Below are 20,560 nucleotides of genomic sequence, written 5' to 3'. Positions count from 1 at the left end.
CAAAAAAAAAACCTTCCCGTCAAGTAACATAGCGTTAATTTTAAGACATTTCGCCTCTTAACGATGTTTCGTAGATTGTCTTGAACACTTTAGGGGACAAATCTTTCCCTAATAAATACATCAATTTTGAAACCGCAGCCTCCGTGGTAATGTCCTTTCCTGAGACCACACCTATCTTCTTGAGCCCCACACTGGTCTCATATTGCCCCATGTTAACACTACCTCCAATACACTGAGTTACATTCACTACACTTAAGCCATTTTTAATTTTTTCCTTCAAAATATCAAGAAACCAGGGAGCATTTGGAGCATTCCCGCTACCATAGGTTTCCAGTACCACACCTTTTAAATTTGGCTTGGACAAAATGTAGTCTACCGTACTTTCACTTATACCAGGAAACATTTTCAATATCAGCACTTCATTATCAAATCCAGTATGCAATTTTGTTTTTTGCTTTCTATTAGGCTTCCATAAAGCTTTATAATTAACAGAAAGATAAACTCCAGATTCTGCAAGAGCAGGATGATTCATGGATGAAAATGCCTGAAAATGTTCTGCATTCACTTTGGTAGTCCTGTTAGCTCGATATAGTTTGTATTCAAAATAAAGCCCCACTTCTGAAATGACCTGCTTCCCGTTTTTTCTAAGTCCCGCAATCTGAATACTGGTAATCAAATTTTCTTTTGCGTCTGTTCTTAGATCTCCAATAGGTAATTGAGACCCGGTAAATATGATTGGCTTGGTAAGATTCTCGAACATGAAACTCAAGGCAGAAGCAGTATAGGACATGGTATCACTACCATGTAAAACTACGAATCCGTCATATTGATCATAATGATCATCGATGGTTTTGGCTATGATCTCCCAGAATGCAGGATTCATATTAGATGAATCAATAGGATTCTCAAAACTTAAGGTTTCAATATCGTGCTCAAGAATTTTTAACTCAGGGATATTTTGCAAAAGTTCATCAAAATTGAAAGCTTTTAGAGCACCTGAATCATAATCTTTGATCATACCGATGGTTCCACCGGTATATATGAGCAAAATTCTTGATTTATTCCTCATTTGCAGACATTTTATTGATCACAGGATTAGCGTACATCAATAAATAGCTATTTAGGGCCAGTGGATTTTTTACATCTACCCTTCGGCTAATACGTCTATCAAATTGTCTTTTTTCCTTTTCGGTATACTCATCTGCAAATCGCTCTTCATTTTTCAGAAGATCGTACGCTATATAATTGGAAGGCCATAATTTATAGTTACGATAGATTGCACGATCTATCAGAGTAGCTACTTCTTTTAACTGGTCATTTATGGAAAGTTCTTTCTTTCTGATCTCTGCAAAGTCCTCTTCGGTTAACACCTGCCCGGCATTGATCTGAATTCTACCTTTCTGACCCATCGCTCCCTGCATGATACTATTAAAATCTTCGTTCGCAGATTTCTTATAATCTTCTTTCATGCGTTTTGCCAGCACTTCTGGCATCTTCAGCATATCTGTGGGATCAAATTCATAAGACATCGCCACGGGCACTATTTTGAGCTTTACAAAATAATCCAGAATATCCATATCTCCTTTGCCCATTCCCACCATTTTGAGAACTCCCTGCTGCGTAAAATCATTCCCATCTTTGGTTCTACCCTCTCGCTGGGCCATCCAAACTGAACGTTGATCTTCAAAAAGCAGTTTCCGAATATATTCTGAAAGTTTAATTGAACTTTTCAGCATTACCCGGGGACTCTGATTACGCAAGACCAGGAAATTACGATTCAGCTTTGATAATGCCATTAAGAAAGGCTTCTGAACAAGGTTATCACCAATAGCTGAAGCTGTCATTATTAAATCGTGATCGTGTAAGGTGTAATTAATAAGGCAGGTATCCAGAATAATATCCCTGTGGTTGGACACATAAAAATATGATTCCGAAGAGTCCAACTCATTGAAACCGCCATCAGTCAAACCTTCACTGGTTTTCTCCAGTACCTTCTCAACGCTACGGTAAATCACCTTGCTTTGAAAATCTGCAATCGAATGACATTCCTTTAAAATAGCCTGAATATCTGCAGATCTAAGATCTGGAAATGTAAACTGAAGCAATGCTTTTACCATAGGATGCTTCATAAATTCCTGCAAGGCAGGATTCACTTCTTCATCCTTATAAAATCTTATATCGTCAAAATTCTGCACCTTTTTCTATTATTAATTCGACAAATGAACAAAATTTCTATTTAACAGCTTTAAATTCCAAAAACTTCCTTTGAGTTTTTTGTGGTCATTTCAGCAATTTTCTCAACGGGCAAGTCATAAAGTTCAGCTAACTTTTCAACCACTTTTAATATATATACGGGTTCATTCCGTTTTCCACGGAAAGGAGTTGGGGAAAGATAAGGCGAATCAGTTTCAATTACGATTTCCTCGAGGGGAATCTGGTTTAGAAATTTATCTATTCCGCCATTTTTGAAAGTAACCACTCCTCCTATACCAAGTTTCATATTATAAGAAAGCGCTTTTAAGGCCTGCTCATGTGTCCCCGTGAAACAATGAAATATACCAAAAAGCTGATCATCCTTCTCAGATTCCAGCACTTCAAAGATCTCATCAAACGCCTCTCTGCAATGGATCACGATTGGCAGAGCTTTTTCCTTCGCCATTTGTATCTGCCTCTTAAAAGCATCTTTCTGAATATCCAGTGTGGATTTGTCCCAATAAAGATCGATCCCAATTTCACCCACCGCATAAAACTTGCGTTTATGCAACTCTTCTTCAACGTGCTTTAATTCATCTTTGTAATTTTCTCTTGCATGGGTGGGATGAAGACCCATCATTAAAAAAACATTTTCAGGAAATGCCTTTTCAAGATCGTACATACTCTGAGTTGTTTCAGAATCTATAGCGGGAATAAAAAATCTCTTGATATTGTTATCTATCGCCTCCTGAATCTTTTCCTTTCGATCTTCATCAAAAGAATCACTGTATAAATGAGTGTGGGTATCTGTAATTATCATTGCTGATCTTTATTTTTTATATAATCTGATAAATATTTCGCATCCTTTTTTATGCCTCCCAGAGTAGCTGAACCTCTGGTGTGCAACCAGGGAAGTCCTATAAAATAAAGTCCTTCAACATTACTTACTCCTCTGTAATGTTCGGGATATCCATTTTTCGCTAGCTCGAGGCCTTCGATCCAGCTGAAATTTGGACGATATCCAGTTGCCCAGATAATATTTTTAATATCAGAAATTTTTTTGTGTTCAGTAATAACAAGCTTTCCTTCAGCGTTCTTTGTTTTACCAACAGCTTTTACATTCTCTCTTTCTAAAATTGCCTTTACATCTGTTCCAATAACAGGTTGCCTGGATTTTGAAATCTTTTTTCCAAGCCAGGTATCCCGACTGAAACTAAGGAAGCCCGATTTAGTGAACCACCACCATAGAGTTTTTCCTAATATTTCCTGCGGAAGCACTTTTACATCGGTAGTTCCTGAAAAATAAACGCCACGCTTATCCTGAGAAACTTCATCCAGTATCTGGAATCCGCTATCTCCTGCTCCTACTACCATCGCTTTTCCTTCCTGAAGTTGCTGCGGATTTTTATAATAATTACTATGGATCTGAAAAATATCCTCATCTATTTTTTTTGAAAATGTAGGGGTATATGGAATATGGAAAGGCCCCGTAGCAACAACTACATTTTTTGCAGCCATTTCACCTTGAGTAGTTTTGACTACGAAATGATCATGTTGATGTGAAATATTTTCCACCAGCGTATTCAACTGAACAGGGAAATTAAAGTGTGCGGCATACTCTTTAAAATACGAAGCGACTTCAGTCTTTGAGGGATAATATCCTTTCTCTGCCGGAAAATCCATTCCCGGCATATTATTAAATTCAGAAGGAGTAAATAATGTTAGAGAATCCCAGCGGTTTAGCCATGACGCACCAATTTCAGACTCCTTATCCACGATCAGGAAATCCCTTCCCTGCTCTTTGAGATAATAAGCCATCGCCAGCCCTGCCTGTGCAGCTCCAACTACTATAAAATCCAACATTAATTTGATATTTTCCGCAAAAGTAAGGCTAATTAAAGGTTTCTGAAAATAGATATGATCTAGAAGATCAGTTCCTTATAATTCCAGAATTGATACAGAAACAAGATTAGAAAAGCGAAGGATACTATAAATTCCATAAAACTGGAAGCTAAAAGTCCGATGAATGAACCAAAAGCCGCACGTCCTGCAGTTCTGGAATCACTCTTGTTTATTATTTCACCAATAAAAGCGCCAATAAACGGACAAAATAAAATGGCAAAAGGGATAGGTGCAAAAATACCTATGACCAATCCTATGGTTGCACCGATCATTCCCTTTCGGCTACCGCCGAATTTTTTGGTTCCCATGGCCGGGATCACAAGATTTAGGATGTAAAATATAACCGCTACGGCTAGAGTTATTGCAAGGAACCAATAGTTCATTTCGATACCTGGAATAAGGTAAAATATCAACAAGCCTATCCAACTTAAAGGTACTCCCGGTAGTACAGGAAGGAAACTCCCCAGTATTCCCAGGATCATGAATAAACCTGCCACTACTAATAATATTATTTCCATTCTCGCTATTTATTGAACGAAGATAATCAACTTAGTTTTCATTTTATAAGTTCTCCATAATCACGCCTAAAACCTTTTTAATAAAGCTTCTATTCCACCCCTTGGGGAGGTCAGAAATGTTTTTTGCAATTCTGGGTGGGGAGAATAAAAATTCTCTCTCAAACCAATTGTTTTAAAATGAAAAACGTCAAAATTACTACAGATTAACTATAAAAAAATATAAATTTTTATTTTTTAACTAAAATATTAGTTTAAACTAAGAAGTTAGTTTATATTAGCAGAAACAAATTCATCATAATGAAACAACTAACGAAAGCCGAGGAAGAGATTATGCAAATTCTTTGGGATTTAAAAGAAGGCAATGTTGCCAGCATTATTAAACAAATGCAGGAACCAAAACCGGCTTATAATACTGTTTCTACCATTGTAAGAATTCTTGAAAACAAGGATTTTGTAGATCATCGCCAGGAAGGCAAGGGATATATATATTTCCCGGTTGTGGAAAAAGAGACCTACAGCAACCAGAGTATGAATCAGTTGATGAACAATTATTTTAACGGCTCCTTCAAAAGCATGGTTTCATTTTTTATGAAGAAGAATGACCTCAGCACCCGGGAACTGGAAACTATTTTAAAGGAAATTGATAAAGACGAGAAATGATGATGACCTATATACTACAGGTGCTATTATTTCAGCTGGCTTTTTTGCTGGTTTACGAAATATGGCTAAAAAAAGAGACTTTTTTTAATTATAACCGTTGGTACTTGATCCTCGCACCTAGCCTGGCATTTTTACTGCCTTTACTAAAGTTGGATTTTTTAAGTGACGCCCTGCCTGCGGAAAACCTGAAAAATCTGGGAAATATCAATGTATGGCTTCCCGAGGTAATGATTGGAAGTGGAAATACATCAATTTCTGAAAATGCAACTACAATCGCAGAAACCTCTGGTTCGGTGAATTCGTGGCTCATCCTTTATGCAAGCGGTGTATTGCTAAGTTTGATACTGCTGATCATTAAATTCAGAAAGCTCCAACAACTTTCAGCAAAATCTAAAATAAAATTAGAACATGGATTAAGAATTCATAGTATCCCGAATTCTGATATCGCCTGCACGTTTTTCAATAAGATCTTTATTGGAGACCAAATTTCTGCCAAAGAGAAACAACAGATCATGGCACATGAGCTGGTACATATTCATGAAAATCATAGTCTGGATCTTTTGTTCTTTGAAATACTAAAAATAATATTCTGGTTCAATCCGCTGGTTTATATATTTCAGAACCAACTTGCAACCGTGCACGAATACATTGCCGATCAAACTGCGGTAAAGATTTCAGGGAAAAAAGAATATTATCATCAATTGCTGAATACCGCTTTCAGTACCCAAAATATTTCATTTATCAATCAATTTTTTAATCATTCATTAATCAAAAAACGAATACTTATGTTACAGAAAAACAACTCATCAAAATTGTCAAAATTCAAATTTTTACTGGTGATTCCATTAATGTTGGCTATGCTAACTTATGTGTCATGTTCAGACGTTGAAACAAAAGAAGATACAGATTCTTCACTATCTCAGTATAATTACAGTTTACAAAAGGGCGAAGATTTGGAAAGTGATCCTGAAAAAAATAGAATTCATAAGGATTTTGAAGATTTCCTAATCAATAATCCAGATTATGTAAGTTGGGCGACTATTGATTATGAATCAGACATGGTATCTTATTCAGTTCATAAATCATCGGAAAAAGTTCCTGAATCATATAATAAAATGATCGTATCTAAGAAAGACGGAACAGAATACACAATGTATATGAATCTTAAAGCAACCGGATCGAACACGACAAGTTCCAATAAGAAATATGACCAGAACAGCCCTAAGAACTGGGATAATAAAGCTGCGGTACCTTACGCAGTAATAGAAAAGGTTCCAGCTTTTCCTGAATGTGACCAATGGGTTGACGATGCAAGAAAAAATTGCACCAGTAGTGAAATTTCTAAGTTCGTAAATGAGAATTTCGACACCTCATTGGGTAAACAATTGGGCTTAACCGGAGTAAACCGGGTGATTGTTCAGTTTAGAATTGATGAGACGGGAAGTATTGTAGATATAAAAGCAAGAGCCCCTCATCCAGAACTGGAAGAAGAAGCAAAACGCGTAGTAGGCAGTATGCCAGATATGATTCCTGGAGAACAGAATGGCAGACCTGTTAGCGTGATGTATTCTTTACCTATCGCCTTTCAAGTATCAGAATAATTTAAAACTATTAATTATGAAAACACCTATTAATTACACCTTATCATTATTATTTGCTCTAATTTCCATTGGCGCATTTAGTCAGGACACTACTGAAGTTGAAGCTATCCCTTTTGCCGTGGTAGATCAGGTCCCGGCTTTCGAAGGATGTGAAAATCTTGAAGGAGAGGAAATGAAAAATTGTACAGTCGAAAAGATCACACATCATGTGAATTCTAATTTTGATACATCCTTAGGGAAAAAACTAAATATTCAGGGTCAAACCCGAATAGTGGTTCAGTTTAAAATTGATGAGAACGGAAATATCACCGATGTTCGTTCCCGCTCGTTAGCAGATGAAGCTGAGGTAAGAGAAGTGCTGCAAAACGAAGCGACTCGTGTGGTTAGCAGTCTTCCTCAAATGCAACCCGGGAAGAAAGATGGAAAGAATGTTGCAATTATGTATTCTTTACCAATAGCATTCGCTGTACCCGAAAAGGAAGAGAAGAAAAGTTAAACCTTTAAAGCGTATCAATGCAAATTAGATTAACGCTACTTTTAATATTAAGCTGTTCGCTGTCGCTTTATTCCCAGGAGGAAATAAGGACAGCAGACAGCCTTTCCGCTGTAGGCGAAAAAACCGAAGCCATTGAGCTTTTGGAAACTCTGGAACCAAAAACTGAAAGCATCTATTTAAAATTAGCGAAGATCCAGCAGGCTAATGGTCAGAATGAAGAGGCTCTTCAGAATTACAAAAACGTGCTGGATAAAAATCCTGAAAAAATTCTTACCGCGGTAGATTACGGGGAATTGCTGTTGGAATCCGGGAAACTGGATAAGGCAGATAGTTTATTCAGTATCCTAAGCGAAAAATATCCTGAAAATGCAGGTTTTCTGTATAGGATTGGATTGGCTAAAGAGATGAAAAAGGATAGCAGCGCGATAAAATATTTCTTCAAAACCGTAAGTAAAGATTTTACGCATCAGGGTGGTATTTATAAAATAGCAAAGCATTACCTTAAAAGTGGCAAATCCTATAATGCGATTCATATTTGCAATACAGGATTAGAAGCCAGACCCGATAATGTGTCACTATTATCCATTTTAGGCCAGGCATATTCCAGGTCTTTACAGTTTGAAAAAGCAATTGCTCCCTATGAGAGACTTCTGGAATTAGGAGAAAGTTCAGAATTTATCCTCGAGAAACTTGCCAAAGCCTACCGTGTAACTTCTCAAACCGAAAAAGCTATCGAGACCTATAAGAAAATGCTGGATATTAATGATATGAATTCTGCTGTTCACTCAAATCTTGGTGCGCTCTACCTTAGAACGAATGAGACTGAAAAAGCACAGCAACATTTTACAATGGCTTTATTGATCAAGAAACAACCGGTAGACAGAGAATATTTAAACATAGGTCTGACATTCAAAAGACAGGAAAATTTTAAGGAAGCCTTTGAAAATTTTGAATCTGCCCTGGAAGAAAATCCCGATAATGAACGAGCACTATTAGAACGTGCGATAGCTGCTGATGGCTATTTTGAAGACAAAAAAGCTGTTCTAAAATTATACGAATCTTATCTTAAGAAATTTGGCGAATCTGGCAGAAACGATATGATCTCTGTGGCAAACTATCGTATAAGTGAGCTAAAAAGTGATATCCACCAGGCTAAATAACTTGATTTTACTCGGAAACTACTAATTTGAAAATAGTTAATTCGGAAGTTGAAATATTTTAGTTCCGGCAATATTTCCTAACCTGCTATATTTCACTATTTTTGGAATCCGAAAGCGGATTACCAATGAAAAAAGTTTTACTTTTTGTAGTTACTTTAATACTAACTTCCTGCAATTTTGAGACTAAAAAGATCTCTTCTGAAGAGGTTCTGGAGCAGGAATCCCGTTCTCTCAACTGGAAAGAAGTTGATGAATATCCGGCTTTTGAAAATTGCCAGAATGAAACTGAACTTGCTGCGGCGAAGAATTGTTTTGAACGCACCGTCGCTACTACTATTTATTCCTTTTTGTCAAGTCAGCAGCCTGTAGTTACTGAAAGCATAAACGACACTCTTTATATATACCTGGAGATCACCAAAGAAGGAAAACCACAGATAGATTCTGTAAAAGTAGACACCACAGTTACTAATCAATTACCTGAAATTGAGCAGTGGCTAAGACAAAGTATAGATTCATTGCCAAAAATTTATCCAGCCAGCAAAAGAGGCATTCCTGTTTCCACGGTGTTTAAAATGCCGGTGGTAGTGAAAGCGGAATAAATCGAAGTACGAGTCTAGAAGTATGAAGTTTAATGGAATTCCAATGAGATCTCTCCCGTTGGTCGAGATGACAACCCTGGAAAATTCAAAATTAATCTAATGTTTTGAGACTGCTTCCTTTCACTCGTAGTGACGCACTGAGCTTGTCGAAGTGTATCCTTCCGAGCGAAGCAATCTAATTGTCAATTGTCCATTATCAATTCTCTATTACTTTTTAAACCTTCTCCCCTTCCATTCATAGCCTTTAAAAAAAGAAAGAAACGCTACATACACTGTAAAAAAAGGATATACAATGCTGCTCCATAAATAGTGACGCATTAAACTTTCCCGATTCATAAACTTAGCTGACTTATAAATAAGCACAAAATCTGCATTGAACTTCAGCAGGAAGATCGACATAAGGAATTCATACGGGATCAGTTCTAAAAAAGCCAATCCGGTAAAAATAATTAGTGAAAAATTCATGAGGAATACGATCACTCCGGTAAACTTCGCAAAATTGCTGGAATATGAAGTAGTCTTCGCCGCCCAGCGAATCCGCTGATTGATCAGGCTTTTTACACTTTTTTGATAATTGGTAAAAACGGTAGCCTGTTCAGATTTTATGAAAGAAACCTCAAGTCCTTTTTTTCTTAATTTCTGCAATAAGAAAACATCATCCCCACTGGCGATCTTTTCATCTTTATCAAAACCAGCCTCCCGGAGAAAAGTTTCCTTTTCATAACACATATTCGCAGCATTGCACATAAAAGCTTTTTCTATTCCGAAAGCACCAACAGTGGAAGCCTGCAAACTCATAAAATCCATTTCCTCGAAATTCTGAAAATATGCTTTCCTGTTATCGGTTTGCTGAATAAAACCTACCGGCCCGCCCATCATTCTGGAATTTGAGCTCGAGATACATTTATCAAAAAATTGCAACCATTTATTGGGAACTATACAATCGGCATCTGTGGTCGCGATATAATCAAACCTGGAAACACCAATGGCAGTTTTTATGGCATCCTTTTTCGGGGAATTCGTTTTTCTGATATTCTCGATCAATTGAATATTCAGCTCCTGGAAATCATTCTGAAATGCCTCCGCTATTTGTCTCGAATCATCTTTAGACGCATCATTCACCAGAATAATTTCAAATTTCCTACTCGGGTAATTCAGACTGCTAAGCGATTTGAAAAGGAGGGATAAATTTTCAGATTCATTTCTATATGGAATAATGATTGAAAATGTGTTTTCGGAAGACAGGCCTTCTAATTTGAATTCAGACACTTTATTCCATCCGAAAATAAATGCAAGCACCAGTCCCAGATAAACTGCAGCGATAAATCCAAAAAAGACCAGCAAAAGCATAACCGATAAGTTTGATGCTGCCAAGGCAGAATTGTTTAGCTTTGTGAAAGTCCCAAATTAGGTAATTTTTGTGAGCAAATCTTCTGAAAAATCCGTTTTGAAAGGCGAAAGGATCATTCTGGGTATTGACCCGGGAACTACTATTATGGGTTTCGGACTCATTAAAGTGGAGAACAAAAAGATGAGTTTTATTCAGATGAATGAACTTCAGCTGAATAAATACAAAGATCATTATGTCAAGCTGAAACTGATCTTTGAACGTACGATTGAATTGATCGATAATTATCATCCGGATGAGATCGCTATTGAAGCTCCATTCTTCGGAAAGAACGTACAGTCCATGCTCAAACTGGGACGTGCGCAAGGTGTGGCCATGGCCGCCGGACTTTCTAGAGAGGTTCCGATCACGGAATATTTACCAAAAAAGATCAAAATGGCCATTACCGGAAACGGAAACGCCAGCAAGGAACAGGTCGCAAAAATGTTACAGAGTCAGTTGAGCATCGGGAAACTTCCTAAAAACCTGGATGCCACTGACGGACTTGCAGCTGCGGTTTGCCATTTCTACAATTCAGGTAAAACTGAAGTAGGAAAAAGCTACACCGGCTGGGATGCGTTTGTCAAACAAAACCCGAATAAGGTCAAATAGCCCCCAACCCCCGAAGGGGGCTTAATAAATAACATGCTTTGAATTCTCCAATTTCAAATAAATCAGGTAACGAATCTAACTCCTCCTCGTTGGGGAGGCCGGGAGGGGCAATTTATATCCATATCCCCTTTTGCAAACAGGCCTGTCATTATTGTGATTTTCATTTTTCAACTTCCACCAAAAAGAAATCTCAATTAGTAGATATGCTCTGCAAAGAGCTGGAATTGAGAAAGGATGAAATAGGACAAAATATTCAAACCATTTATTTTGGAGGAGGAACTCCCTCACTGCTGAATTCAGAAGAATTAAACCTCATCTTTAAAACAATCTTTACCAATTTCCAGGTTGCAGAAAATGCGGAGATTACTCTCGAGGCAAATCCCGATGACCTTTCAGAGGAAGTGATCAAAATGCTGGATGCTTCACCGGTGAACCGTTTGAGTATTGGAGTGCAGTCATTTTTTGAAAAGGATCTGAAATTGATGAACCGGGCGCATAATTCTGAAGAAGCTTTGCAATCCCTGCAATTGGCAAAACAATATTTCGACAATATCAGTATCGACTTGATCTACGGAATCCCGGGACAGTCGAATGAACAGTGGATTGAAAATCTGGAAACCGCGCTTAAACTGGATATTCCACATATTTCCAGTTATGCACTCACCGTGGAACCAAAAACAGCTCTGGAAAAATTCATCGAAAAAGGAAAAGTAAAACCTGTTGAAGATGAACAATACCGGGAGCAATTCGACATTCTTGTAAACACACTAACCTCCAAGGGTTTTGAGCATTACGAATTTTCCAATTATGGTAAGCCGGGTTATCACTCTCAAAACAATATGGCTTACTGGTTGGGCAAGCCTTATTTAGGTATAGGCCCTTCGGCACATTCTTATGATGGTACTTTCAGAAAGTGGAATATCAGTAATAACAGTCTTTATATTAATTCCATTGGGGCGGGAAAACTACCTCAGCAAACCGAAGAACTGTCTAAAACCGACTCTTATAATGAATTTGTCATGACCAGACTCCGGACAAAATTTGGAGTTTCCACGGAAGATATTCAGGAGAAATTTGGAGAAAAATACAAGGTTCATTTTTTAAAAGAATCAGAAAAATTCCTGGAAGACGGATTGATGGAAAGAACTAAAAATATCTTTCATATTACTTCAAAAGGGAAATTCCTTAGCGATGGTATCGCTGCAGATCTGTTTTTTATCGACTGATTTTTTGATCATTTCGAAGGAGTTGGCGACTGAGAAATCTTATTTTTATGAGCTATTGTAAATTATCAACTAACAATATTACATTTGTTAGTACCAATCAAACAACATGTTAGCGAGCATCAGCCATAACGGCAATTCTTATAATATAGATTTTTCCAAACCCCTGGATATTTCCATCAGTCTTCGCGGGGATAATAAGAATCCTATGGCCTGGTATTTAAAACATCCGGAGATAGAGCCGGTGATTGACGGGGACTTTATTGGAAAAGTAAGCAAAGGTTCTTCCGTAAATTTCAATAATATCTGGTTTAATCCGCATGCTCATGCTACGCATACCGAATGTGTAGGACATATTAGTTCTGAGTTACATACGATTCAGCAACATTTAAAAACATTCTTTTTTAAAGCCAGGCTTATTTCTGTCGAACCTCAGAAAAAAGGGAATGACCTCGTTTTTACTAAAGCTCAGATCGCTGAAAAAATAAAAAATATCGATTCCGAAGCACTAGTGCTGAGAACCCTCCCAAATTATATCGGCAAGATCTCCAAGAATCATTCTCATACCAACTGGCCATTTATTGAAGAAGACGCTATGATCCTGATTCGGGAAGCGGGAATCAAGCATTTCCTGACCGATCAGCCTTCCGTAGATAAAGAAAAGGATGAGGGAAAATTACTGGCACACAAGGCTTTCTGGGATTACCCCAAGAATACACGTTTTGATGCGACGATCACTGAGTTGATCTATGTTCCGAATAAAATAGAAGACGGCGAATATTTTTTAAACCTTCAGCCGGCATCCTTCGAAAACGACGCTGCTCCCTGTAAACCGGTTTTGTACAAAATACTTGAATCATGAACTTCACTCTAAAAATAGAAGAACTGGCAATGATGTTAATGGGTATTGGGGCCTTCAGTTTGCAGGAATTAAGTTGGTGGTGGTTTATCGGGTTATTCTTCGTCCCTGATATTGGAATGCTCGGCTATATTTTGAATAACAAATGGGGTGCTTTTTTCTATAATATTTTTCATCATAAAGGTCTTGCCATTGGCATTGGCTTGCTTGGATATTATCTTAAATTGCCGGATCTGGAAATTGCCGGGATCATTCTGTTCGCACACTCCAGTTTTGACCGCTTTCTTGGATACGGACTGAAATATAAAAAAGGCTTTAAATTTACGCACCTGGAAGAAATAGGAAAATAATATGGAATTACTGTTTATAGGTTTGGCTGTAGGTGCCGTTATTGCTTACTTCATTTTTGCAGCCTTTAATAAAGAACGCTCAAAGTCAAAAACGAATGAGCAGTCTGTGGTATTAATGGATAAGATCAAAAGCGTTTGTAAGTTTATTAGTATCGAAGGTGATTTTTCTGAGATCTACCATTATGAAAATCTGAAAGAAAAATACCTGAGTCTCATCCTCGGAAAGAAAAAAGCCATCGTCCTGGTGAATGCAAAAGCACACATTGGTTTTGACCTCAGCAAGATCCAGATGCAGAGTGATAATGAACATAAAAAGATCATCCTTACTAATTTTCCGCAGCCAGAATTGTTGACTATAGAAACAGATTTTAAATATTACGACAAACGTGAAGGATGGGCGAATCCTTTTACCACCTCAGATCTTACCGATATTAACCGGGATGCGAAAAAAGCCATCGTAGATAAGATCCCCCAAAGCGGACTTATGGATCAGGCGAAAAAGGAAGCTCTGGATACTATTGTTCTTATGGAAAAGATCGTGGAAACTATTGGCTGGAAACTGGATTATACGGCTTTGACCATAGAAAACCAGGACAATAAAAAGATTGAAAATCAATAAGAAAAAGATTCCTCTCCCGATTTCATCGGAATCGGAATGACATCAAATTTTCATGTCATTTCGAACGCAGTGAGAAATCTTTTTTAATTAAAGGGCTCATGAACATCGACACTTTCAGAGATTATTGCCTAAAGAAAAAAGACGTTACCGAGGGCCTTCCCTTTGGTCCGGATAACCTGGTCTTAAAGGTGATGGGTAAGATGTTTTCCATCGTTTCTCTGGACGAGGTGCCGTTAAGGGCTAATCTAAAATGCGATCCTGAAAGAGCGATAGAACTTCGTGAAGAATATGAAGAAAATATTCTGCCGGGATATCATATGAATAAACAACATTGGAATACCCTTATTTTGGACGGTCGACTGGATCCAAAACTGGTTTTTGAATTGATCGACCATTCTTACGAACTTGTAGTGAACGGGCTCACCGTAAAACTAAAAAAGGAACTTGAAGATTTATAATGAAAGAAGCTGAAGAATTTTACACCTCGCGAAAGGCGAAATATTCCGAATTAAAAAATAAGATCTCCAAAAAGTTAATTTTCTCAAGCACTTTGAGACTCATTGTCTTTCTTTCCATTTGTGCTAGCGTATATTTTTTCTTCGGAAATATCAATATCATTCTGCCGGTTGCCGCGGTTTTGATCGCTGTTTTCTTATTTCTTATTTCCAGGCACAGTGATCTAAAAAAAGAAAAGGATAAGTTATTAGCATTGATCAGCATAAATGAACAGGAATTAAAGATCCTTAAAACAAGAGATTTCTCAGACCTGCCAGACGGAAAGAAATTTGATCCTGAAGACCATGAATATTCCAGGGATATTGACCTTTTCGGAAAAAAATCCTTTTTTCAGTTTCTGAACAGGACTGCTTTAAAAGAAGGAAAAGCCAGACTTGCTAAAATTCTTTTAGCCAATAAGATTGTAGATATTGAAAAGAAACAGGAAGCAATAAAAGAACTGGCTTCAAAAGCCGACTGGCGACAGAATTATTCTGCCACCGCTACTCTGGTAAAAACCGAGACCGACTCGAAAGTCATTTTGAATTGGATAAGAAATTACAAAAGTTTTGTCCCCAAATACATGAGGTGGTTTCCAGCCGTATTTTCTATTCTTTCGCTGGCGGTACTTACGATCTTCTATTTCGGGATCATCGGTTTTTTCCAGGTTCTTTTGTGGTTCATCATTGGCTTGCTTATCACCGGTAGATTTCTGAAAAAGATCAATGAACTATCGGGAACAGTAAGCAGGGTGCAGGATACATTTCAGCAATATCACCAGTTACTGGCATTTCTGGAGACCGAAGAATTCGAATCTGAATTAATGAAAGAAGTGAAAAATTCTATCACTTCAGAATCTAAAAAAGCTTCGGTCATTCTTCAGCAATTTTCAAAAGCCATCGATGCCCTGGATCAACGCAATAACCTGATTTTTGGAATCTTTGGTAATGGATTTTTGCTTTGGGATCTAAGACAGTCCTACCGCCTGGAAAAATGGATCGAGCATCATCATTCGGCGGTGGAACATTGGTTTGAAGCCGTTGAAAGAACCGATGCCTACAACAGCCTGGGAAATTTCACGTTTAACCATGCGCATTATCATTTTCCTGAAATTATGGAAAAAGGAGCAGGGATTTCTGCTAAAAATTTAGGTCATCCCCTGCTGGATACTCACAAGCGTGTGAATAACGATTTCATTATAAGAGGCGATCAATTTTTTATTATTACCGGTGCAAATATGGCCGGAAAAAGTACTTTTTTACGTACCGTTGCCCTGCAGATCCTCATGTCTAATATTGGTCTTCCGGTGTGTGCAGAAAGCTGCAGGTATTCTCCTATTAAACTCATCACCAGCATGCGTACCAGTGATTCGTTGGGTGATGACGAATCCTATTTCTTTTCAGAATTAAAGAGGTTGAAATTTATCGTTGATAATATTCAGACGGAGAATTACTTTATTATTCTTGATGAGATCCTGAAAGGAACCAATAGCACAGATAAAGCGATAGGTTCCCGAAAATTTGTGCAACGACTTGTCGGGACGAATTCTACCGGGATTATTGCCACGCACGATTTGAGTCTATGCGAGATAAGTCAGGAATTAGAGCAGGTTAAGAATTTCTATTTTGATGCAGAAATAGTGAATGATGAACTTCACTTTGACTATCATTTGAAAACTGGTATTTGCCAGAATATGAATGCTTCTTTTCTGCTTAGGAAGATGAAGATTGTGGAAGAATAATGAGATGCTGAATCAAGTTCAGAATAACGTGGTTTTATTCATTGCCTTTTTTAAACCTGAATTTAGTTCAGCATGAAGAATTACCGTATAGACTAACCGTCACCCTGAATTTATTTCAGGGTCTCCAGTAAAGTAAGCTATATTTGCCAAATATGGATTCATTAACCCAGATCGTATTAGGAGCCGCCGTTGGGGAAGCCGTGCTCGGTAAAAAAGTAGGAAATAAGGCCATGCTTTATGGAGCTATCGCCGGAACCATTCCTGATCTGGATACTTTTGTAGGCAACTTTTTCGATACGATCACGGCGATTGAAATTCATCGTGGTTTTTCCCACTCCATAGTTTTCTCTATAGTTTTTGCTCCTGTTTTTGGCTGGCTTATTTCCAAAATTGAATCGAAGTCAGAAGCTACCTGGAAGAACTGGTCCTGGTTAATGTTCTGGGGGCTGTTCACGCATCCCTTATTAGATGCGCATACCACCTGGGGCACCCAGTTGTTCTGGCCGTTCGATCTTCGGCTCGCTTATAAGAATATCTTTGTGATAGATCCGCTTTACACGCTTCCGTTTTTAATTTTTTTAATTCTGGCGATGCGTCTTAAAAGAACAGATCCTAAACGGAAAAAATATAATCGCCTGGGCCTTATAATCAGCAGTATTTATTTACTTCTCATAACTCCGGCATTAAAATTTTATACGTTTCAGAAATTTGAGAATGCGCTCGAAAGTCAAAATATTCAGTATGAAAGGATGGATACCAGGCCAACTCCTTTGAATTCTATTTTATGGACGGCGAATATTGAGACTGAAGACGCTTTTTTAATTGGCAATTATTCCATCTTCGATTCGCAGCCTGTCAATTTTTACAGTGTTCCTAAGAATTATGATTTGGCCGGTGATCTGGCAGATAATCCAAACCTCCATCGGCTTATTCAGATAAGCGAGGGCTGGTATACTTTTTCCAAAGATAATGGCAATTTGTATTTCAACGATCTCAGGTTTGGAAATATGGATATCGAAGATCCGGATTCTGAATTCATCTTCAGCTATAAATTATCGGAAGAACACGGGGAGCTAACTGCGAAAGAAAGAGAAAAGGAAATGACCGATGCCCAAAAGCTTCTTCCCAGACTTTGGGCCCGCATTCTCGGCAATTAATTATATTTCTATATCCCTCAAAGCCGTCATTCTGAACTCGTTTCAGAATCTTAAAATGAGACCCTGAAACAAGTTCAGGATGACGAATATTCAATTTTCCTAAACCAAGGTATTTACATTTCTTATATTTAGAAAAAATTCTATTTATGCGATTCTTTCCGGCCCTTCTGGCCTTCTTTATACTTATTTCGGGCGGCATCCATGCTCAAAAAGATTCTATTAGGCTAGAGAAGATCATTAAGAAATTTCAGGATCATAAACCTTATGAACGTTCAGATTATCCTTTAGGACTTTACACCAAAGAGCATTATAAAAAAGAAGCTGATTTTGCTGAAAATTTACTTCAGAACCTCAAAGATCTTGAATATACTGGACTTTCTGAATCTCAACAGATCTCTGCCGAGCTCCTTAAATATGACCTAAGGAATACGCTTAAAACTTTTGAATATAAAGCTTACTTGAATCCGCTTCTTTCTGATGCCGGTTTTCATTTAAGTTTGAATTATCAAATTCGTGACCTCAACAATTATGATCAGGTAAAGGCTTATTTGAATAAACTGAATGCCATTCCAAATTATGTAGATCAGCATTTCGTTTTGCTTCGCGAAGGTCTGAAGAAAGGGATCACTCAGCCCCTGGTGATTTTTAAAGGTTACGAAAACACCTATGACAGCCAGATCGTAGAAAATTACAGGGACAGTTATTTCTATAAACCTTTTAAGGATCTTCCTTCAACACTTTCTGAAAAACAAAAAGATTCCGTTCTAAATGCTGCGGAAATGGCCATTACCAAGAATGTGATCCCGGAATTCAAACGTATCAAAAAATTCTTTGAAACAGAATATTTTCCAAAAACCAGAACCGCTTTAGGGGTTTCTGAAACTCCAAAAGGCCGGGAATACTACGATTATATCCTGGAGTATTATACTACTCTCGATCTAAGTGCAGAGGAAGTTCATAATATTGGTCTTGCCGAAGTAGAAAGGATCAATACCGAAATGAAAAAGGTAATGGTCGAAACTGACTTTGAAGGTACTTTCTCAGAATTCTTTGATTTTCTAAGGACTGATGAACAATTTTATGCGGAAACACCTGAGGAGTTGCTAATGTTCGCAAGGGATATTTCTAAAAGGATTGATGCCAAGTTGCCGGCCTATTTTACTAAACTTCCGCGAAAACCTTACGGAGTAGCCGAAGTTCCTGCAGCGATTGCTCCAAAGTATACAACCGGAAGATATATTGGCGCTTCCAATGAAACCCAGCCGGGATATTACTGGGTAAATACTTACGATCTTCCCAGCAGACCAAAATACGTTTTACCGTCACTTACCGCGCACGAAGCGGTCCCCGGACATCATTTGCAGATCTCCTTAAACAATGAACTGGGCGATGAAATCCCTAAATTCAGAAGAAACTTTTATATCTCGGCTTTCGGGGAAGGCTGGGGATTATATTCAGAATTTCTGGCAGAAGAAATGGGCATTTATCGCAATCCTTACGAGATCTTCGGAAAACTAACTTATGAACAATGGCGCGCCTGCCGACTAGTTGTTGATACCGGCATACATGCAAAAGGCTGGACCAGGGAACAGGCAGTCAATTTTATGAAAAATAACACAGCGCTTTCCATTCACGAGATCAACACCGAAGTAGACCGTTATATCTCGTGGCCGGGACAGGCTGTTTCTTATAAGATCGGCGAATTAAAGATCAGAGAATTAAGAAAAAAAGCCGAGAAAGCTTTGGGACCTGATTTTGACATCAGAAAATTTCATGAGGTGATACTGGAAAAAGGCGTGGTTACTTTGCCGATTCTTGAGGAAAGGGTGATGAATTTTATAAAGTCTAATTCTTAAATCTGTAAAGTATTTCCCTAAGGCTTAGTTTAAACTATCTTTGCAGCCAAATTCGGTACCATGACCATAGAAGAAAGCTTAAGAGAACGCAGTGATTCCACTTGTGAATTATGTGCGAATAAAGACAACCTGAGTGTTTATGAAATTCCCGATTCCCCGGAAAACGGACTTGAAAGCAGCATTCTAATATGCAACACTTGTAAAGAGCAGATTGAAGATGCTGAAAAAGTAGAACCAAATCACTGGCGTTGTTTAAATGATAGCATGTGGAGCACAATCCCGGCAGTACAGGTGATGGCCTGGAGAATGCTTAACAGGTTAAAAGCTGAAGGCTGGCCACAGGATCTGCTGGATATGATGTATATGGAAGATGATGTGAAAGCATGGGCGAAAGCCGGTGTCCAGGAAGAAAAAGGTGAAAACTCTATTGCGCATAAAGACAGTAACGGGGCCATCATAGAAGCAGGAGATACGGTGGTTTTAACTAAAGATCTTAATGTGAAAGGCTCCAGCCTTACAGCAAAAAGAGGAACGGCAGTTAGAAGAGTTTCCCTGGTTCATGATAACGCGGAACAGATTGAAGGAAAAGTTGAAGGACAGCAGATTGTGATACTTACTAAGTTTGTAAAGAAAATATAAGTTTCAGTTTGACGTCACCCTGAATTGATTTCAGGGTCTAAAAATGAGAAGCTAAAACAAGTTCAGCTTGACATTAAGAATTTTAAGGTCATTTCGAAGAAGCAGAGCGACTGAGAAATCTAATTCAAAACAGAATACTCTCTTTGAACTGAATGACAGAAAAGAAATAAATATGGAATCACAACCAAACAATCCCTTACACGGGGTAAAACTCGCGACCATTATGGAAAAGTTACATGCTCATTACGGTTGGGACGGGCTTGCTGACAGGATCGGTATCAATTGTTTTAAAAGCAATCCTACCATTAAATCCAGTCTTAAATTCTTAAGAAGAACTCCATGGGCCAGGGAAAAGGTGGAACGACTTTATTTAAAGACGAAGTTTGAATAAACTTTTTAGTCATTTCGAGGAAGCGAAACGACTGAGAAATCCCCTTTGAACAGATTTCTCCCTTTGGTCGAAATGACATCCAACAATTACCTTAAGTTTAGA

At 38.0% G+C, this 20,560-nt stretch carries 22 protein-coding genes; 16 read left to right on the top strand and 6 right to left on the bottom strand.

Annotated features, from left to right (window positions below):
• Positions 1-40 precede the first annotated feature (40 nt).
• From LGQ90_RS13620 to LGQ90_RS13600, 5 genes are read right to left on the bottom strand one after another with little or no spacing between them, the layout of a single operon-like run.
• Positions 41-1,069 carry an asparaginase gene (locus LGQ90_RS13620; protein ID WP_229341785.1) on the bottom strand — a complete coding sequence of 343 codons (1,029 nt, stop codon included), beginning with the start codon at positions 1,067-1,069 and terminating at the stop codon, positions 41-43.
• Complete coding sequence (locus LGQ90_RS13615; protein WP_229341784.1) at positions 1,059-2,195, bottom strand: 1-acyl-sn-glycerol-3-phosphate acyltransferase; 1,137 nt, start codon at positions 2,193-2,195, stop codon at positions 1,059-1,061. The genes LGQ90_RS13620 and LGQ90_RS13615 overlap by 11 nt, the downstream gene beginning before the upstream one ends.
• Positions 2,196-2,245: 50 nt before the next feature.
• Positions 2,246-3,013, bottom strand: a complete 768-nt coding sequence (locus LGQ90_RS13610; RefSeq protein ID WP_229341782.1) for a TatD family hydrolase — start codon at positions 3,011-3,013, stop codon at positions 2,246-2,248.
• Complete coding sequence (locus LGQ90_RS13605; protein ID WP_229341780.1) at positions 3,010-4,056, bottom strand: flavin-containing monooxygenase; 1,047 nt, start codon at positions 4,054-4,056, stop codon at positions 3,010-3,012. The genes LGQ90_RS13610 and LGQ90_RS13605 overlap by 4 nt, the downstream gene beginning before the upstream one ends.
• Positions 4,057-4,115: 59 nt before the next feature.
• Complete coding sequence (locus LGQ90_RS13600) at positions 4,116-4,613, bottom strand: DUF456 domain-containing protein (protein ID WP_229341779.1); 498 nt, start codon at positions 4,611-4,613, stop codon at positions 4,116-4,118.
• A gap of 297 nt (positions 4,614-4,910) precedes the next feature.
• Between LGQ90_RS13600 and LGQ90_RS13595 the strand changes: the two genes are divergently transcribed.
• The 5 genes from LGQ90_RS13595 (at position 4,911) to LGQ90_RS13575 (ending at position 9,129) form a co-directional block, all read left to right on the top strand.
• Positions 4,911-5,273 carry a BlaI/MecI/CopY family transcriptional regulator gene (locus tag LGQ90_RS13595; RefSeq protein ID WP_229341777.1) on the top strand — a complete coding sequence of 121 codons (363 nt, stop codon included), beginning with the start codon at positions 4,911-4,913 and terminating at the stop codon, positions 5,271-5,273.
• Between the two features lie 2 nt (positions 5,274-5,275).
• Positions 5,276-6,874 carry a M56 family metallopeptidase gene (locus LGQ90_RS13590; protein ID WP_229341775.1) on the top strand — a complete coding sequence of 533 codons (1,599 nt, stop codon included), beginning with the start codon at positions 5,276-5,278 and terminating at the stop codon, positions 6,872-6,874.
• 16 nt (positions 6,875-6,890) lie between these two features.
• On the top strand, positions 6,891-7,370 hold the full coding sequence (locus LGQ90_RS13585) for an energy transducer TonB (protein WP_229341773.1): 480 nt from the start codon (positions 6,891-6,893) through the stop codon (positions 7,368-7,370).
• 17 nt (positions 7,371-7,387) lie between these two features.
• Positions 7,388-8,530, top strand: coding sequence for a tetratricopeptide repeat protein (locus LGQ90_RS13580; RefSeq protein WP_229341771.1), 1,143 nt, complete (start codon positions 7,388-7,390; stop codon positions 8,528-8,530).
• A gap of 125 nt (positions 8,531-8,655) precedes the next feature.
• Positions 8,656-9,129 (top strand): hypothetical protein, encoded by a 474-nt coding sequence (locus tag LGQ90_RS13575; protein ID WP_229341769.1) that lies wholly within the window; start codon positions 8,656-8,658, stop codon positions 9,127-9,129.
• A 207-nt stretch (positions 9,130-9,336) separates the two neighbouring features.
• Here the strand turns inward: LGQ90_RS13575 and LGQ90_RS13570 are convergent, their stop codons facing one another.
• Positions 9,337-10,503 carry a glycosyltransferase gene (locus LGQ90_RS13570; RefSeq protein ID WP_229341767.1) on the bottom strand — a complete coding sequence of 389 codons (1,167 nt, stop codon included), beginning with the start codon at positions 10,501-10,503 and terminating at the stop codon, positions 9,337-9,339.
• A 73-nt stretch (positions 10,504-10,576) separates the two neighbouring features.
• Between LGQ90_RS13570 and ruvC the strand changes: the two genes are divergently transcribed.
• The 11 genes from ruvC (at position 10,577) to LGQ90_RS13515 (ending at position 20,458) form a co-directional block, all read left to right on the top strand.
• Positions 10,577-11,128 (top strand): crossover junction endodeoxyribonuclease RuvC, encoded by a 552-nt coding sequence (ruvC, locus tag LGQ90_RS13565; protein WP_229342452.1) that lies wholly within the window; start codon positions 10,577-10,579, stop codon positions 11,126-11,128.
• A 50-nt stretch (positions 11,129-11,178) separates the two neighbouring features.
• Entirely contained in the window at positions 11,179-12,354 is a 1,176-nt protein-coding gene (gene hemW / locus LGQ90_RS13560; RefSeq protein WP_423738455.1) for a radical SAM family heme chaperone HemW, read from the top strand.
• A gap of 106 nt (positions 12,355-12,460) precedes the next feature.
• Complete coding sequence (locus LGQ90_RS13555) at positions 12,461-13,213, top strand: cyclase family protein (protein WP_229341765.1); 753 nt, start codon at positions 12,461-12,463, stop codon at positions 13,211-13,213.
• Positions 13,210-13,560, top strand: coding sequence for a DUF4260 domain-containing protein (locus LGQ90_RS13550; protein WP_229341763.1), 351 nt, complete (start codon positions 13,210-13,212; stop codon positions 13,558-13,560). Before LGQ90_RS13555 ends, LGQ90_RS13550 begins: the two co-directional genes overlap by 4 nt.
• Before the next feature lies 1 nt (position 13,561).
• Positions 13,562-14,179, top strand: coding sequence for a DUF4230 domain-containing protein (locus LGQ90_RS13545; RefSeq protein WP_229341762.1), 618 nt, complete (start codon positions 13,562-13,564; stop codon positions 14,177-14,179).
• Between the two features lie 98 nt (positions 14,180-14,277).
• Entirely contained in the window at positions 14,278-14,637 is a 360-nt protein-coding gene (locus LGQ90_RS13540; protein ID WP_229341761.1) for an MmcQ/YjbR family DNA-binding protein, read from the top strand.
• Positions 14,637-16,415: a MutS-related protein gene (locus LGQ90_RS13535; RefSeq protein WP_229341760.1), complete on the top strand. Its 1,779-nt coding sequence runs from the start codon at positions 14,637-14,639 to the stop codon at positions 16,413-16,415. Before LGQ90_RS13540 ends, LGQ90_RS13535 begins: the two co-directional genes overlap by 1 nt.
• 152 nt (positions 16,416-16,567) lie before the next feature.
• A complete protein-coding gene (locus tag LGQ90_RS13530; protein ID WP_229341759.1) occupies positions 16,568-17,572 on the top strand; it encodes a metal-dependent hydrolase in 1,005 nt (334 codons plus the stop codon).
• Between the two features lie 146 nt (positions 17,573-17,718).
• The gene (locus tag LGQ90_RS13525) at positions 17,719-19,428 is read left to right on the top strand and encodes a DUF885 domain-containing protein (RefSeq protein ID WP_229341758.1); all 1,710 of its coding nucleotides are present in this window, start codon (positions 17,719-17,721) and stop codon (positions 19,426-19,428) included.
• Positions 19,429-19,488: 60 nt separating this feature from the next.
• On the top strand, positions 19,489-20,067 hold the full coding sequence (locus tag LGQ90_RS13520; protein WP_229341757.1) for a PhnA domain-containing protein: 579 nt from the start codon (positions 19,489-19,491) through the stop codon (positions 20,065-20,067).
• Positions 20,068-20,239: 172 nt separating this feature from the next.
• On the top strand, positions 20,240-20,458 hold the full coding sequence (locus tag LGQ90_RS13515) for a VF530 family protein (protein WP_229341756.1): 219 nt from the start codon (positions 20,240-20,242) through the stop codon (positions 20,456-20,458).
• Positions 20,459-20,560 lie beyond the last annotated feature (102 nt).

It is taken from the genome of Christiangramia sediminis (assembly GCF_020552705.1).
Taxonomy (GTDB): Bacteria; Bacteroidota; Bacteroidia; order Flavobacteriales; family Flavobacteriaceae; genus Christiangramia; species Christiangramia sediminis.
Note: the sequence above shows the minus strand (reverse complement) of the source record. Positions and strands in the feature narration are given on the sequence as shown.

What these genes read in the sequence shown, in the direction of transcription:
- LGQ90_RS13600 (WP_229341779.1), bottom strand. Translation starts at nt 4,613, where the DNA reads ATGGAAATAATATTATTAGTAGTGGCAGGTTTATTCATGATCCTGGGA.
- LGQ90_RS13580 (WP_229341771.1), top strand. Translation starts at nt 7,388, where the DNA reads ATGCAAATTAGATTAACGCTACTTTTAATATTAAGCTGTTCGCTGTCG.
- LGQ90_RS13515 (WP_229341756.1), top strand. Translation starts at nt 20,240, where the DNA reads ATGGAATCACAACCAAACAATCCCTTACACGGGGTAAAACTCGCGACC.
- LGQ90_RS13620 (WP_229341785.1), bottom strand. Translation starts at nt 1,069, where the DNA reads ATGAGGAATAAATCAAGAATTTTGCTCATATATACCGGTGGAACCATC.
- LGQ90_RS13595 (WP_229341777.1), top strand. Translation starts at nt 4,911, where the DNA reads ATGAAACAACTAACGAAAGCCGAGGAAGAGATTATGCAAATTCTTTGG.
- LGQ90_RS13545 (WP_229341762.1), top strand. Translation starts at nt 13,562, where the DNA reads ATGGAATTACTGTTTATAGGTTTGGCTGTAGGTGCCGTTATTGCTTAC.
- LGQ90_RS13590 (WP_229341775.1), top strand. Translation starts at nt 5,276, where the DNA reads ATGACCTATATACTACAGGTGCTATTATTTCAGCTGGCTTTTTTGCTG.
- LGQ90_RS13550 (WP_229341763.1), top strand. Translation starts at nt 13,210, where the DNA reads ATGAACTTCACTCTAAAAATAGAAGAACTGGCAATGATGTTAATGGGT.
- LGQ90_RS13575 (WP_229341769.1), top strand. Translation starts at nt 8,656, where the DNA reads ATGAAAAAAGTTTTACTTTTTGTAGTTACTTTAATACTAACTTCCTGC.
- LGQ90_RS13555 (WP_229341765.1), top strand. Translation starts at nt 12,461, where the DNA reads ATGTTAGCGAGCATCAGCCATAACGGCAATTCTTATAATATAGATTTT.
- LGQ90_RS13610 (WP_229341782.1), bottom strand. Translation starts at nt 3,013, where the DNA reads ATGATAATTACAGATACCCACACTCATTTATACAGTGATTCTTTTGAT.
- LGQ90_RS13535 (WP_229341760.1), top strand. Translation starts at nt 14,637, where the DNA reads ATGAAAGAAGCTGAAGAATTTTACACCTCGCGAAAGGCGAAATATTCC.
- LGQ90_RS13525 (WP_229341758.1), top strand. Translation starts at nt 17,719, where the DNA reads ATGCGATTCTTTCCGGCCCTTCTGGCCTTCTTTATACTTATTTCGGGC.
- LGQ90_RS13540 (WP_229341761.1), top strand. Translation starts at nt 14,278, where the DNA reads ATGAACATCGACACTTTCAGAGATTATTGCCTAAAGAAAAAAGACGTT.
- LGQ90_RS13530 (WP_229341759.1), top strand. Translation starts at nt 16,568, where the DNA reads ATGGATTCATTAACCCAGATCGTATTAGGAGCCGCCGTTGGGGAAGCC.
- LGQ90_RS13520 (WP_229341757.1), top strand. Translation starts at nt 19,489, where the DNA reads ATGACCATAGAAGAAAGCTTAAGAGAACGCAGTGATTCCACTTGTGAA.
- LGQ90_RS13605 (WP_229341780.1), bottom strand. Translation starts at nt 4,056, where the DNA reads ATGTTGGATTTTATAGTAGTTGGAGCTGCACAGGCAGGGCTGGCGATG.
- LGQ90_RS13585 (WP_229341773.1), top strand. Translation starts at nt 6,891, where the DNA reads ATGAAAACACCTATTAATTACACCTTATCATTATTATTTGCTCTAATT.